This window comes from Sorangium sp. So ce1036 (assembly GCF_051369805.1).
GTDB lineage: Bacteria > Myxococcota_A > Polyangia > Polyangiales > Polyangiaceae > Sorangium > Sorangium cellulosum_F.
This window is the reverse complement of sequence record NZ_JBBMOX010000001.1, coordinates 8,018,715-8,033,625: the sequence shown is the minus strand read 5'-3', so window position 1 is coordinate 8,033,625 and position 14,911 is coordinate 8,018,715. Positions and strand designations below refer to the sequence as shown.

Annotated in this window: 9 protein-coding genes; 6 read left to right on the top strand and 3 right to left on the bottom strand. The window is 73.3% G+C overall.

Annotated elements, in window-relative coordinates; genetic code table 11:
- Positions 1 to 88 precede the first annotated feature (88 nt).
- Genes WMF31_RS30215 through WMF31_RS30200 form a run of 4 tightly spaced genes read left to right on the top strand, consistent with a single transcriptional unit; the run spans position 89 to position 8,530 of the window.
- Positions 89 to 4,192 carry a TOMM system kinase/cyclase fusion protein gene (locus WMF31_RS30215; RefSeq protein WP_436605272.1) on the top strand — a complete coding sequence of 1,368 codons (4,104 nt, stop codon included), beginning with the start codon at positions 89 to 91 and terminating at the stop codon, positions 4,190 to 4,192.
- Positions 4,193 to 4,203: 11 nt separating this feature from the next.
- Positions 4,204 to 5,049 carry a BMA_0021/BMA_0022 family TOMM bacteriocin gene (locus tag WMF31_RS30210; RefSeq protein WP_436605271.1) on the top strand — a complete coding sequence of 282 codons (846 nt, stop codon included), beginning with the start codon at positions 4,204 to 4,206 and terminating at the stop codon, positions 5,047 to 5,049.
- A gap of 25 nt (positions 5,050 to 5,074) precedes the next feature.
- Complete coding sequence (locus WMF31_RS30205) at positions 5,075 to 7,294, top strand: TOMM precursor leader peptide-binding protein (protein WP_436605270.1); 2,220 nt, start codon at positions 5,075 to 5,077, stop codon at positions 7,292 to 7,294.
- A gap of 54 nt (positions 7,295 to 7,348) precedes the next feature.
- Positions 7,349 to 8,530, top strand: coding sequence for an amidohydrolase family protein (locus WMF31_RS30200; protein ID WP_436605269.1), 1,182 nt, complete (start codon positions 7,349 to 7,351; stop codon positions 8,528 to 8,530).
- 13 nt (positions 8,531 to 8,543) lie between these two features.
- Here the strand turns inward: WMF31_RS30200 and WMF31_RS30195 are convergent, their stop codons facing one another.
- The gene (locus WMF31_RS30195) at positions 8,544 to 9,368 is read right to left on the bottom strand and encodes a hypothetical protein (RefSeq protein ID WP_436605268.1); all 825 of its coding nucleotides are present in this window, start codon (positions 9,366 to 9,368) and stop codon (positions 8,544 to 8,546) included.
- Positions 9,369 to 9,475: 107 nt separating this feature from the next.
- Between WMF31_RS30195 and WMF31_RS30190 the strand changes: the two genes are divergently transcribed.
- Positions 9,476 to 11,161 (top strand): hypothetical protein, encoded by a 1,686-nt coding sequence (locus WMF31_RS30190; RefSeq protein WP_436605267.1) that lies wholly within the window; start codon positions 9,476 to 9,478, stop codon positions 11,159 to 11,161.
- 18 nt (positions 11,162 to 11,179) lie between these two features.
- Here the strand turns inward: WMF31_RS30190 and WMF31_RS30185 are convergent, their stop codons facing one another.
- Positions 11,180 to 12,295 (bottom strand): hypothetical protein, encoded by a 1,116-nt coding sequence (locus tag WMF31_RS30185; protein ID WP_436605266.1) that lies wholly within the window; start codon positions 12,293 to 12,295, stop codon positions 11,180 to 11,182.
- Positions 12,296 to 13,052: 757 nt separating this feature from the next.
- On the opposite strand from WMF31_RS30185, the gene WMF31_RS30180 reads away from it, so the two are divergent.
- Positions 13,053 to 13,943 (top strand): FG-GAP repeat domain-containing protein, encoded by an 891-nt coding sequence (locus tag WMF31_RS30180; RefSeq protein WP_436605265.1) that lies wholly within the window; start codon positions 13,053 to 13,055, stop codon positions 13,941 to 13,943.
- Between the two features lie 7 nt (positions 13,944 to 13,950).
- Here the strand turns inward: WMF31_RS30180 and WMF31_RS30175 are convergent, their stop codons facing one another.
- The gene (locus tag WMF31_RS30175) at positions 13,951 to 14,775 is read right to left on the bottom strand and encodes a GNAT family N-acetyltransferase (RefSeq protein WP_436605264.1); all 825 of its coding nucleotides are present in this window, start codon (positions 14,773 to 14,775) and stop codon (positions 13,951 to 13,953) included.
- Positions 14,776 to 14,911 lie beyond the last annotated feature (136 nt).

Here is a 14,911-nt window from a genome sequence, read left to right as displayed (position 1 = left end):
GCCGCGCAAGCGCCGGTCCTCCATCAGCCTTGACACGAGAGCCGTATGGATACTTACATCACCCGCGCGATGTGCGGGGGGAGCCGGTATGAGCTCATACAATACACGTCTCTCTCCTGGGTCCACGTTCGAAGAGCGGTACGAGATCCTCGCCCTGCTCGGTGAGGGGGGGTTCGGGAGCGTCTACAAGGCGCGGCAGCGTACGACGGGGCAGAGCGTCGCGCTGAAGCTACTGCGTCTCGAGCAGGAGAGCGGCGCGCGGACCGAGAAGCGGATCGCGCGGTTCCTCCGGGAGGCAAGGGTCTGCGCGCAGCTCCACCACCCGAACATCGTTCAGCTCATCGACTCCGGGCGGTCGAGCGAGGGAGTTCTTTACTCGGTCTTTGCGTTCGCCCCAGGAGAGACGCTCGCGGACGTCATCGCGCGCGAGGGCGCGCTCGCCCCCCGGGAGGCGACGCATTTGATGCTGCAGGCGCTCGACGCGCTCGCGTGCGCGCACGCCCAGGGCGTGGTGCACCGTGATCTGAAGCCCCGCAACATCATGGTGATCTCCTCCGGGGCGCGGAGGAACGCGCTGGTGCTCGATTTCGGCATCGGGGCCATCCTCGGCGGGATGGCCGCCGACGGCCCGCCGGCGCGCTTGACGGGCACGGACGAGGCGCTGGGCACGCCCGGCTACGCGGCGCCCGAGCAGCTTCGCGGGCTCGACATCACCACGCGCACGGATCTCTTCGCGTGGGGCCTCGTGTTCCTGGAGTGCTTGACGGGGAAGATGGTTTATGACGGCACGTCCGCCGCCGAGGTGCTCTATCGCATGCTCGGGCCGGATCCCGTCCCGATCCCGGCGGAGATGGAGCGAACGGCGCTGGGCTCCCTCCTGCGCCGGGTGACGCACAAGGACGTCGCCGCGCGCGACCTCGACGCCCGAGAGGTCCTCCAGGCGCTCGAGGAGCTCCATCCGGGCTCGCCGGGGCAGCATCCATCCGGTCGTGCGGCCATGAGCCCTGGCGCGCGTGCTCCTCTCGACACCGTGGCGCTCCTGGAGCCCGGAAGAGTCCAGGCGCCGGGCGAGCGGCGCCACGTCACCGCCGTCTGTTGCGTCCTCGATCCGGTCCTGGAGGCAGGGAGGCCAATGGACGACGAGGACCTCGACGAGCTCGTGCGCCGGGCGTCCTCGACGTGCGCGGACGTCGCCGCGAAGCATCGAGGCCACGTGATCGCGGCCTTCGGGCACGAGGTGATGCTCTATTTCGGCCTGCTGTGCGCGGAGGAGGATGACGCGCAGCGGGCCGCGCGCGCCGCGCTCGCCATCGTGGAGGCGATCCAGGGCGAGCGCGAGGGCCTCGGCCGCGCGCACGGCGCGCGGATCGAGGTGCGGATCGGCCTGCACAGCGGGCTCGTGCAGGCGAGCGGCCTGCGCGAGGGGGCGGCGGCGGGGCTCGCCCTCGGGGCGACGCCGCGGCTGGCCGCGTGGGTCGCTCGCGAGGCGCCGCCTTCGGCGATCGTGGTCTCGGCCGAGGCGCAGCGCCTCCTGCGCGCGCGCTTCGAGCTCGAGGACGACGGCGCGCGCTGCGCCGAGGGGCGAGATGGCGCCCTGGGAGCGTTCCGGCTGCAGAGAGCGCGCGCCGATCGTAGGCCCCCCCCGACGCCGGACGGGACGATGGGGCCCCTCATCGGTCGATCCCAGGAGATGGAGCTCCTCCTCGACCGCTGGCAGCGCGCGCGCCGGGGCGCCGGGCAGTGCGCCTTGATCACGGGCGAGCCTGGCATCGGCAAGAGCCGGCTCGCGCGCGAGCTCCGGGGCAGGCTGGTCGGCGACGCGCACGTCTACCTGGAGGGGCGCTGTTCGCCCGATACGCGGAACAACGCGCTCTACCCCGTGATCGATGCGCTCGGGCGCGCGCTCGAGCTGGATCAAGAGAGCTCGTCGCGCGGGAAGAGCGCGCGGCTCGAGGCGCAGCTCGCCCGGCGCGGGCTCGCCCCCGCCGAGGCCGTGCCGCTGTTCGCGCCGCTCTTCGGCCTGCCGATCGAGCCGCCGTACGCGCCGCTCCAGGCGGGGCCGCAGCGGCAGAAGGAGCTGACCCTCAACGCGATCCTCTCGCTGCTCTTCGGGATGGCCGAGGAGGCGCCGGTCCTGCTCCTGATCGAGGATCTGCACTGGGCCGATCCGACGAGCCTCGCGCTGCTCGGCCAGCTCGTGCGCGAGGTCCCCTCGGCGGCGGTGTGCCTCATGGTCACGGCGCGCCCGGAGCTCGTGCCCCCGTTCCCGACCACGGGGATGCAGCAGATCCACCTGGGCCGGCTGGAGGCCGCGCAGATCGGCGCCCTGATCGCGGAGCTTTTGGGCAAGAAGCCGATGCCTCGCGACGTCGTCGAGCAGATCGCGCTCCGCACCGATGGCGTGCCGCTCTTCGTGGAGGAGCTGACGCGGACGATGCTCGAGGCGGGCGTGCTGCTGGAGCGTCAGGATCGGTACGATCTGTCGAGGCCGCTGTCGGACGTCGAGATCCCGGGCACGCTGCGCGGCCTCTTGCTGTCGCGCCTCGATCAGCTGGGGCGGGCGAAGGAGACCGCCCAGATCGCGGCCGCGCTCGGGCGGGAGTTCAGCGAAGAGGTGCTGCTGGCCGTGAGCCGGCTCGAGGGGGCGGCGGTGCGGGAGGACCTGAGCCGGCTCCTGGGCGCCGGGCTCGTCTTCCGGAAGCGGCGGCTGAAGGGGTCGGGCTACACCTTCAAGCACGCGCTCGTGCAGGACGCGGCGTACGAGTCGCTGTCGCGCGCGGCGCGGCGGCAGGTGCACGCGCGCATCGCGCGGACGCTGGAGGAGCGGTTCGCCGGGATCGTGGAGGCGCGGCCGGAGCTCCTGGCGCGGCACCACGCGGGAGCGGAGCAGAAGCTGGAGGCGATCGCGTACGCGCAGATCGCGGCGCAGAGGGCGCTCACGCAGTCGGCGTATGCGGAGGCGAGCGGGCACGCCCGCAACGCCCTCGAATGGCTCGGGGCCACGCCGCCGGATCGGCGACGCGCCGAGCTGGAGCTCGCGCTGAACGGCGTCCTCACGCAGGCGCTCATGTCCACGCGGGGCTGGGCCGACCCGGAGGTCAAGTCCACGATCGACCGCTCCGGCGCGCTGCTGGAGCAGCTCGAGCGGGACAGCCCGCACAGGCTCCCGACGCTCTGGTCCCTGTTCACCTACCATCACACGGCGAGCAATCGCCGGGCGGCCCGCGACGTCGCCGAGGAGCTGGTGAGCGCCGCGGAGCGGTCCAGCGACGCCGGGCTCCGCGCGGCCGCGATGGCGCTTCGAGGCATCACCTGCTACTGCGACGGCGAGCACGTGGAGGCGAGGCAGGCCCTGGAGCGCGCCATCGCGCTGTACGACCCTGCCCAGCACCAGGATCATGGGCTCAAGTTCGGGCTGGATACCCAGGTCCTCGCCAAGACGCTCCTGGCCCACCTCCGCTGGTACGCCGGCGACTCCTCGGCCGCCTTCCAGCTCGCACAGGACGGCATCGCGTGGGCCAGGGAGGTGCGCCACGTCCCCTCGGTGGCCATCGGCTTGCTCTACGGGTGCCAGATCTACCAGTTCCACGGAGACAGGGGCGCGGTGGAGGGGATGAGCGGCGAGATCCTGTCGCTGGCCAAGAAGCACGGATTGCCCGCCTTCGAGGGGTACGCGGCGTTCCTGCACGCGTGGGCGAAGGGAGATGCCTCGCTCGCCAGGGGGATCGTGGAGCAGCTGGAGCGGCTCGGGTGCAGGGTCGGTCTCTCCTACTGGGGCTCCCTGCCCGCCGCGATCGACGCGGCGAGCGGCCGGCTGGACGCGGCCATCGCCTGCGTCGAGCGCTGCCTCTCGCTGTGTCGGGCGATCGACGAGCATTTCTACGAGCCGGAGCTCTACCGGCTGCTGGCCATGTACCGGCTACGGCGCGAGGCCAGCGACGAGGGGGCGCTCGCCGCGCTCCGGCGCGCGGCCGAGCTCGCGAGGCGGCAGGCCATGCACCTGGTGGAGGCGCTCGCCACGGTCGAGCTCCTGCGGCGCTCGGGCCGCGACCCGTCGAATCGCGCGCGGCTCGCCGAGCTCCTCGAGTCCTGTCCGGGCCTCCGGGCGCAGCTCCCCCCTGGCGAGATCGATCCGCTCGCCGCCGGCGGAGACAGCGAAGTCCAGCGAGGGTTGAAGGGAGATTGCGTATGATCGACCATGGCTTGATCGAATTTCGGACCGCGTACCTGCGGGCGATCGCCCGCGTGTGGCGCGAAGGAGAGACGAGCGACTTCGCGAAGGACCTGACCTCGGGTATTCAAAGCAAGATCGACCAGTGCCTGTCGGAGTGCGGGTTCTCGGCCGATTGCTGGCCCAACCTCTGCGTCCAGTTCGTCAGGAACGGCGGCGTCCAGTGGAACCCCGGGGACACAGGGGGCTGGTTCAGCCCTGTGAGCAAGCATGAGTCCCTCACCCTCCGCCTGCCGCTCGACAAAGCAAAGGTGCTGCATGGCGTCGACCAGAGATACTGGGCGCAGGCGCTGGCCGAGTTCTACCAGCTATTCCCCACGCCGTTCGGGCCGATCGCCGATCCATCCCAGTCCGGCACGAAAGAGTCCACGCACCAGTCGCTGATGGCCTACCCCACGAAACTCGGGGATTTTCATTCTTTTCTCGAGCTCGGCGGCGTCATCGCGCGGGCCATCGCCCTCGCCTGGAGACAGCAGGCCTCGGGAGACATGTCCTTCACCCATGATCTCATGACCCGTGCGGCGGGCGCCCTCCAGAGCTGGCTGGGGTACATCTCACCATGGGGGATCGACCTCAGGGTCGAGCCCGCGCCCGATGGGGTCCGCTGGATCCCGCCGACCGACGACGCTTCGGCGGGCGCGTGGGCTTGCGGCGCGACGCGCGAAGGCGAGAGCTTGCCGCTGGAAGACTATCTCAGGAACACCCTCACCCTCTGTCTCCCCGACCGGCCGGGCAAGGACGCGACCGTGTGGCCCATCGCGCTGGCGGCCTACAACAACACGGGGCCCGCATACCCCTTCACCTGCTGCCCCGCTTGACCTCCGCTGCGCCGCGTTCGCGCTCATGGCTCCTCTGACGCTCGACCGGGTGCTGGCGCTCCGTCCCGATCTTCGCGTCGAGGTGCTCGACGGAGGCCACGCCTTTCTCCTCGGCGAGCGCGCGCGGTTCGTCCTCTCTGGACCGCGCGCGGCCGCCGTCCTCGCGCTCGTGGATGGGCGGCGCACGGTGGACGAGATCCTCCGCGCGGCGCGCGGGCAGGTCTCCGAGCCCGAGGTCTTCTATACCCTGGAGGAGCTCTGCGCCGGCGGATACCTGATCGCCGCCACCCCCGATCTGCCGCGGGAGAGCGCGGCGTTCTGGTCGGGCGTGGGGCTCGACGCGAGGGCAGCCGGCGAGGCGCTCCGGCGCACGCCCGTCTCGGTCCACGCGATCGGCGCAGGGGTCGGCGCGTCGTGGCTCGTCGAGGCGCTCGCGCAGGCCGGCGTCGCCGTCTGCGAGGCGGGCGTGGCGCGGGTGATCGTCACCGACGACTACCTGTCGCCGGAGCTCGTGCGGCTCCACGCCGAGGCGTCGCAGCGCCGTGCACCTTGGTGTCCGGTCAAGCTCGTCGGCATGGCCCCGCTCATCGGGCCGGTGCTGAAGCCGGACATCGGCCCTTGCTGGGACTGCGTCGCTCACTGGATCCGCGCCAATCGACCCGTGGAGGAGCTCGTGCGCCGGCACCGGAACGACGCCGCCCCTCCGTCGCCGCCCGCTGCCGGCGTCGAGGCGAGCGTCAGGGCCGCGTGCGGCATCGCCGCCCTCGTGATCGCCCGCGCGCTGGCCGGAGCGGACGCGGCGCCTCCGCGAAGCGCGGAGGTGCTCGCCCTCGATCTCGCGGCGCTGGAGCTCACGAGGCACGCCGTCGTCAAGCGCCCGCAGTGTCCGACGTGCGGCGATCCCGGATGGATGCGCGCCGCCGGTGAGCGTCCGATCGCCCTCAGGCCGGTGGAGAAGGCCTACCGGGACGACGGGGGATACCGCCGCGAGGCGCCGCGGCGGACCTATGCGCGCTACCGGCACCTCATCAGCCCCATCACGGGCGCGGTGACCCACGTCGTCCCCGTGCCGGGGCGCAGCTCCGATCTCCGGGCGGTGTACGCCTCGGGGTACCTCGTCTGCCCGCGCCACGGCGTGCCCCGGAGCAACGCGTTCGACAAGCCCTGCGCGGGCAAGGGGCGCACCGCGGAGCAGGCCCGGGTGAGCGCGCTCTGCGAGGCGCTGGAGCGTTACAGCGGCGTCTACCAGGGGGACGAGGCGCGCGTGCGGGCGAGCGCGGCGGAGCTCGGGCCCGCCGCGGTGCCCCCGGACGCGCTGCTGGGCTACAGCGACGCCCAGTACCGGGAGCGCGAGCGGCACAACGCGAGCACCCGCGATCGGAGCCGGTGGGTGCCCGTGCCCTTCGATCCGGCCGCCGTCATCGACTGGACACCAGGCTGGTCCCTGAGCCAGAACGCGCGGCGCTACGTTCCGCTGGCCTATTGCTACGCGGAGGCGCCGCCGGAGAGCGGCGTCGCCACCTGCCCGACCGACGGCAACGGCGTGGCCGCAGGGAGCTGCCTGGAAGAGGCCATCTTGCAAGGGCTGCTCGAGCGCGTCGAGCGCGACGCCGTCGGCATCTGGTGGTACAGCCAGGCGCGTCGCCCGGCCTGGGATCTGGAGAGCGCCGGCGAGCCCTATTTCGCCGCCCTGCGCGACGAGTACGCGCAGCTCGGCTGGGCGCTGTGGGCGCTCGATTTGACGCACGACCTCGGGATCCCGGTGTGCGCCGCGCTCGCCCGGGACGCGGAGGCCGATCGCTTCGCGATCGGGTTCGGCTGCCACCTCGAGGCGCGCCTCGCCGTGCAGCGGGCGCTCACGGAGCTCAACCAGCTCTTCGATCCCGCGGGCGCGCACCGGGCGCCCTGGGACCACGCGCGGCTGCCCTCGCGTGACTTCCTGTTCCCGGATCCCGGGGCGCCGTGCACCCGCATCGGGGCGCGGCCCCAGCTCGGCGGCGCGGACCTGCGCGCGGACATCCAGGCCATCGTCCAGCGGCTCGACGAGGACGGCCTGGAGGTCATCGTGGTGGACAAGACCCGCCCGGATATCGGGCTCTCCGTCGCCCACGTCATCGTCGCGGGGCTCTGCCACTTCTGGCCGCGCTTCGCGCCGGGGCGGCTCTACCGCGTGCCTCACGCGCTCGGGTGGGTTCGCGCGCCGCTCGTCGAGGGCGCGCTCAACCCGGTGCCGTTGTTCGTCTAGTCTCGACAGCGTTGGCGGAGCGTGGGTATGCGAGATGGATTTTGGATTCTGGACGTGGACCGTCACGTCATGGAGCCGATCAGCCTCTGGCCGGAGTACTTGCCGGCGGACAGGATGGATCTGGCGCCTCGGCTCACGTCATGCGTCCCGGAAGGCGAGACGCTGGCGTCGCGGCTGGACAGGCTCGGCGAAGATGCGCTCTTGCCCGTCCCACCCCTCCTCACGGTGGCGGGCAGGCCCGTCATGCGCGAGGTCCCCGAGGTGGCCCACATCGAGATCGGGCTCGCCGCGGCGCGGCGCCACGGCGCCCTCCGCGCCGCGGAGCGCCCGGAGGGGCACCTCGCCGAGATGGACCGGTCAGGCGTCGACGTCGCCCTCCTGCTCCCCACGTTCGCGTCGTGTCTGGTCTACAACGACGAGATCGACGCGGGGCGCTCCCGGGCCTACGCGCGGGCCTACAACCTGTGGCTGCGGGATTTCTGCGCGGTCGCGCCGGCGCGGCTGAGGGGCGCGGCGCTCCTCTCGCGCCATGATCCGGCGTCGATGGTCGCCGACCTCGAGTGGGCGCTCGGTCAGGGCTTCGGCGTGGTCGTCCTCCGGCCCAACCCGGTCCTGGGCACGACGCTGAGCTCGCAGGTCTACGGGCCGTTCTGGCAGGCGTGCGCGCGCCACTCGGTTCCGGTGTTGTTCCACGAGGGATCGCACACCCGCGTGTCCGCCGCGGGGGCGGACCGCTTCGAGAGCTACTTCGGGCAGCACGCCTGCTCGCACCCCATGGAGGCCATGATGGCGCTGCTCTCGCTCATCGAGGGGGGCGTGCTCGAGTCCCACCCTGCGCTGCGCGTGGGCTTCCTGGAGGCCGGATGCGGCTGGCTGCCGTACTGGCTGTGGCGGCTGGACGAGGTCGAGTACGCGCGGCTGGCCCGGGAGGTGCGCGTCCGGGTGCGGAGGCGGCCGTCGGAGTACTTCCAGCGGCAGTGCTGGATTGCGCTCGAGCCCGGCGAGGCGATGCTCGATCGCGTGGCGGCGGAGATCGGCCCCCAGCGGCTCGTCTTCGGGACGGACTTCCCTCATCTGGACCACGACCTCGACGTCGTTGATGCGCTGTTCTCCCTGCGGGAAACGCTCGGCGACGCGGCGCTGCGCGCCATTCTCTGGGACAACCCGTCGGCCCTCCTGGGGCTCCCTCCGGCCGAACCGTCCGACCCCGGCGCAGCGCCTCGTCAGCGCGCCTGAGCCGGCGCCCGGGTCACGGCCAGCGCCGGTCGCGCTTCAGGTGGTCGCGCAGGGCGCCGAGCTCCGCTTCCTCCATGGCGTCGAGCGCCGCGGCGCGCTCCGGCGAGAGCGCGATGCCGAGCAGCTCGCACACGTCCCGCACCCAGGCCCGCAGCGCGGCGACGCGCTCCTGCCGGCGCCCCTCCTCCTTCACCGCGTCGAGGCCGGCGTACCCCTTGCGCTGGAGCAGGTTGCGCAGGGCCGCCTCGTGCGCGGCCTTGCGGTCGTAGAGCGCCTCGACGGGGACCGGGTTCTGGAGGACGCCCGGCGCCACGAGCTCCTCGCCCGGATAGGCCACGCGCGAGGGACGCGGCGGCCGCCGCGCGGGCGAGGCGACCCCCGCCGCCCGCGCCGGCGCCCTCCGCCGCGGCGCGGGCGGCGCCTCGTAGACCTCGACCCGCCGCGCGCCGTGCAGCCGCACCACCCACAGGAAGCGCGTGCCCGCGGCCAGGAGCTCCTCGATCTTGCGCTGGAGCTCCGCCTCGTCCTGGCCCGTGTCCGCATACTCGACCGCGAGCGGCGGCGCCGCCGTGGCCCACCCGGGCTCGTCGGGGATGTCGCCCACCGAGATGTCCGGCGCCCGCAGCATCTCCGGCCGCGGCGAGACGCCGACGTCCACGCCCGCGGCCTCCACCGCGGGATCCGTGTCCAGCACCTCGCCGCCCACCAGGTTGCCCCGACCGCCGCGCCGGCCGGTCGGCAGGCACTCGACCACGCGTCCCTCGGACAGCTCGTAGGGATCGCCCGGCCGGATCTGGTCGGCGGTCGTGGGGGTGGGGGAACGGGGCGGTGCGCTCATGGGATGTTTCATACCTATAAATTCCGGAGCGGCGCTGGTCCCGATTTGGGTTTGTTATCCTCCGCCCGCCGAAACCTTTGCGGACCGCCCGTGTCCGAGGAGACGTGATGCGCTCGATCCTCCGTTCGATGTCCACCGCCGCGATGGGGCTCTCCCTCGCCGCCTGCGCCGCTGCTCCTCCGCCCGCGACGCGCGCCCCAGGTCCGCCGGGCGACGGCCGCGCGGCGCCCGCGCCCCCGCCGCCGCCGCTCCCCGAGGAGCAGGCCTTCGCCGTCCACGGCCCCCTCAAGGACGAGTGGCTGCCGATGCTGAAGCCGGCGCCGTTCGATCCGAAGTCCGCCCTGGTCCCCCCTTCGCCGATCGGCGTGCCCGCCCCGCCGGCGGCCTGCGACGCCTTCGCGCGGCGCGCCGCCGCGCCCGCGCCGGCCTGCGGCGACGCCCAGGGCGCCCTCGCCGCGCTCGACGCCGCGCTCGCCGAGGGCGACCCGGCGCGGCGCGACGCGCGGCTCGCGGGGCTCGAGGCGTGCGCGGGCCTCGAGGCCGGCCTCGCGCGCGCGCTCCGGGTCGAGCTCGCGCCCGCGGCCTGCGGCGACGCCCTCACCGCGCCGCTCCTCGAGGCGCCGCCCGCCGGGCTGCGCGGCGATCTCTACCAGGTGCTGCTCGGCCAGACGCTCGCCGCCCGGCTCGCGCGCACCGCGATCGAGCCGCCCACCTTGCGGCCGCCCTACGACGTCCAGCGCGTCGTCGCGTTCACGAAGGGTCCGCTCTTCGCGTGGGTGACCGAGCAGGCCCGGGCCATCGAGGATCTCGGGCGGCTCGGGGTCGCGCTGCCGTTCTACGCGAAGGGCATCGTCGCCGTGGAGGCCGGGCGGGCGGACATGCGGCTCGTCGAGGCCGTCCGCTCGGCGCCGCTGCCGGACGCGATGCGGAAGGACGCGGAGCTCGGCAACGTCTACTACGGCGAGCTCGATCAGCTCCTCGAGCCGTGGAAGCAGCGTGGCCGCGACGCGGCGCTCGTGGGGCTGCGCGAGCTGTCGTCGGTCGGCGTGCTCCGCGACGCCCGCGTCGAGGGCGCGCGCGCGATGCTCTCGCGCCTCTACGGCGGCCGGCGCGTCGACGCGCTCGACGCGCTCGCGCTGCCCGAGCTCCCGCCGGCCGCGCCGTCGTCGCTCGAGGAGCGGCTCGCGGGCGCGCTGCCGACGTACTACGCCGGCCGCCTGCTCCCGCCCGAGGCGGCGGCGCGGCCGGGCACGCTGCGCATGTTCCTCGAGCGGGGCGTCCCGCTGCCGCACCGCGCGGCGCTGCGCGCGGCCGAGCTCTCGCCCGAGGCGCGGCTGCTCTACGCGCGGGCGCGGCTCGAGCTCGGCCGGCTGTACTGGCGCGCCGTCGATTTCGACCAGGCGACCGCGCTGCTCACGGCGTGGCCCGAGGGCGCCGCGCGCCCCGCCGAGGCGACGATGCTGCTGGCGCTCGCCCTCGGCCTGCGCAACGGCCCCGAGGACGCGGCGCTCATGATGCGCCGGGCGCCGCTCGCGGGGCTCGGCCTGGGCGAGCTCGCGGCGCTCGACTGGGTGGCGCGCGCGAAGCCGGCCTCGCCGTATGCGGGCATCGCGGCGTACGACGCGGCCTTGATCAAGCAGATCGCCGCCCCTCAGGGCGCGGACGCGGGCTACTGGTCCGACGTGGCCGCGCGTTTCCGCGAGGCGCAGGCGCTCCTTTCGGGGCCGCTCGCGCGGGCGGCGGAGGAGCGGGCGCGCGCCGCCGACGAGATCGCGCGGGCGGCAACGCGGTAGGCGGCGGGGTCGCCGGCGTCATCCCCCGCCCGCGCCGCCTGCGCCGCCCGTTCCGGCGACGCCGCCGCCCGTTCCGGCGATGCCGCCGCCGGTGCCGCCTGCGCCGCCTGCGCCGCCGGTGCCGCCCGCGCCGCCTGCGCCGCCTGCGCCGCCTGCGCCGCCTGCGCCGCCCGCGCCGCCCGCGCCGCCCGCGCCGCCCGCGCCGCCCGCGCCGCCGGTGGTGTCGTCCGCTCCCCCTGCGCCAAGGCCGCCACCCCCATTCCCTTCGTCGTCAACGGGGGCCAGGACGGGGCCGGGGCTGATCACCCCTCCTCCCATCGAGGCTTGGTCGTAGATGCGGTATGTCGAAAAATAGATCCCGATCGGCTTGAGCACGACACCGGAGCCCACGACGACGCTCATTGGCGCGCCGGTTTCCCAGCCAAAGCCGCTGGTGCTGACGATGTCCCAGGTGATCTTCTGGAAGACGGGGTAGGCCGAGACGCGCGCGTACGCAGCCACGGGGACGAAGTACACCGAGCTGGCCTGAAGCGTGATGGTCTCGCTCACGCTGAATCCGAGCGCCCCGGAGAGATCTGCGCTTGTCAGCGTGCAGTTGCCCGGCAGGCTCCACGAGGGCTCCCCGCTCGAGGGCATGCCGTTGCCCGGCACGCCCCATGGAGGCTGGCCGCTCGAGGGCATGCCGTCGCCCGGCACGCCCCACGGAGGCTGGCCGTTCGAGGGCATGCCGTTGCCCGGCATGCCCCACGGAGGCTGGCCGCTCGAGGGCATGCAGTCTGCTGGCATGCTCGACGATGGCTGGCAGTCTGCGGGGGAGCGGCTCCCCGTGGTGCTCAGCGTTCCCGGCGCGCCAGGTGTGCCCGGCGCGCCGGGGGTGAACGGTGGACCGGGAAAACCGGGGATGCCGCTCAGAGGAGGCAGGCCCGGGATGATCGGCATGCCCGCCGTGCCCATCGAGGGCTGCGCGCCCGTGGGCCCGAAGGTGCCCGTGACGGTCCCCGTGAGGGTCACGGTGGGCTGGACGCTCGCTGCCACCGTGACTTCGAGCGTCCGCGGGCCGAACCCCTCCGACACGCTGAGGAGGTGGGCGGGATCCTCCCAGTGGTAGGTCTCCGGGAGAAAGGTCACGTTCACGATCTCATGACCGTAACAGAGGGATCTGCGGGCCTCGCCGGTCGTTGGGTGTCCGTCGCCGCCGTCCGTGCTTCCCGGCGTATCCCGCGGGTCCACACAGGCGAGGGGCGGAACGAGCGCCATCGCCACACATAGCGCGAGCCTTACGTCAAGTGCAAACATCTACGCTCCCTGGGTTGCAGTCAGCGCCGCAGTGAGTTCGAGCCTTCCTGGTGTCGAGGGCGCGGGCGGACGGATCGTCGTTCTGGGCCTCCCGGTGTCCTGAGCGGCCTCTTCCCCTGGAGGCCGCGATCAGGGACCGGGGGGCCACCTCGTGAAACGAGGTGGGCGTCCGGAGTCCTCGCGGGCGATCTGCTCGATGAGCATGGAAGGCCTATGCGGCGATCGGGCATGCAAGAAGCGGGGAACGGCCGAACAAGCCTGCATGTGGGCGTCGCGCCGAGGTCCGGCGCGAAGGATGATGTCGATGGATCGGCGTTTGCCGTCCCTTCCAGGCGCGTGCTCGGCGCGCTCATGGGGCCGGAGCGGAGCTGCCCGATCCGTCATCCATGACCGCACACGAGGCGCGAGCGGGGCCCGTGTGAGAGAGCGTGCTGCTGTCGTGAATGCCGTGTGTGCGGTCGCTGCGATCCTCACCCTCCTCGGCTGTGCGCAGGGCCTCGATCCGTGGCCCGAGGGAGAGGCCGTCGGCGCCCCGGGCCCGCCTCTGGGCGTCGCGGCGCAGCGGGCGAGCGAGTACGGGTGGGAGGCCGTCCAGGTGCTCGACGTCAACGCTGACGGCCTGGGAGATGTGTTCTGGCGCGACCCCGAACGGGGCCTCGCCGCCACATGGCTGATGGAGGGAAATCGGCTGCTCGCGCCGGGGCCGACCATTCCGTGCCCGCTCGGCGGCGGCTGGGCTGCCACCACGGCCGATTTCGACGGCGATGGCCTGGCGGATGTGCTCTGGAATCACGTCGAGCAGGGCCTCGTCGCTGTCGAGCTGGTGGAGGGCGTCCAGCCGCTCGCGCTGGGGCCGGTGATCCCGGGGCCGGGCGGCGGCGGCTGGCACACCATCCCGTCCGACTTCAACGGCGATAACATGGCGGACGTGCTCTGGGGCCATGCGGGACAGGGCGCGATGGCGATATGGCTGATGGAGGGGACCCGGCTGCTCGCGCCGGGGCCGGTGATCCCGGGGCCGCCTGGCGACGGCTGGGATGTCGTGTCGGCCGGGGAACTCAACGTCGACGGGCTGGCGGATATGGTCTGGGCTCACGCCGAGTCGGCGCAGATGGCGATATGGCTGATGGAGGGGACCCGGCTGCTCGCGCCGGGGCCGGAGATCCCGGGGCCGCTCGGCGATGGCTGGGTGTTCACCTGGACGGATGATTTCGACGCCGATGGCATCGAGGATGTGCTCTGGAACCACCCTGAGCAGAACCTGATGGCGGTGTGGCTGATGGAGGGGACGCGGGTGCGCGTGCCGGGGCCGGAGATACCGGGGCCGCCCGGCGATGGCTGGAGGGCGCGCACCGCCGGCGACGTCAACGGCGACGACATGGCGGATGTGGTCTGGCAGCGGGGGGATACGATGACGGTGTGGCTGATGGAGGGGACTCGGGTGCTCGCGCCGGGGCCGTTGATCCCGGGTCCCTACGGCGGCTGAGCCGACATCACGGCACCGCGGGCGGCTTGTACTCCGTGATCCGTCCCGTCGCGACGAAGCCGACCCGCGCGTAGACGCCCGCCCCGTCCTCCGAGGCCTGGAGGACGGCCGCCCGGAACCCGGCGGCGCGCGCGTCCAGCAACGGCCGCAGCGTCATCGCGCTGCCGATGCCCCGACGCCGGTAGGGCGCGAGCGTCGAGATGTTGTACAGGCCGACGACCCCGCCCCCCACGGTGAGCTCGGCCGTCGCCACGGGGGTATCCCCGAGATAGCCCACATAGAGCCAGAGCGGCGACGCCTCCGACAGGAGGGCCGGCGTCGCCATCTCGTAGAACTGCATCACGTAAGGATCGGGCGGCGTCCAGTTGGCGGCGTTGAGGCGCGCGAAATCCCGCACCTCGGCGGGGGTCCGCGCGCGCCGGATCTCCAGGTCGCGCGGCGCTGGAGGGGGCGCGCGGAGCGCCTCGAGATCCGCGGCCATGCCCAGCTCCGACTCGGCGGCCTCGAGCCCCGCGGCGCACAGGAGCTCGCCGAGGTGCGCCGGCTCGTCCGCGGGCCCGACCCACCAGGAGAACGGGCGGCCGGCGCGGCGGAAGTACGCGATCGCCTGCTCGGCGCGCTCGCGCGCCTCCGCGGCGGGCAGGCGGGCCCGAAGGACGAAGTTGAACGTGTCGCACGGGAGCCCGGAGTCGACGAGGACGAGCCCGCCACCGCGCGCGACATGGGCGCCGGCGAGCCGCTCGTGCACCCAGCCGGCGTGGACGACCAGGTTGTCATCGGCCGCCGCGGCGAGCGCAGGCGCCGTCATGCCCGCGATCGACGTCGAGCTCATGATGCTTCCCCGTGATGAGGGTAGATGTCCCTGTCCATCGATGTCGTGGCCTCCTTACCACGGCGGCGTCACTGCCACGCTGACGTCGCTGCCGTGCCCAGCCGCCTCCACGCGCGCCGATGCGGAGGTGTCGCAC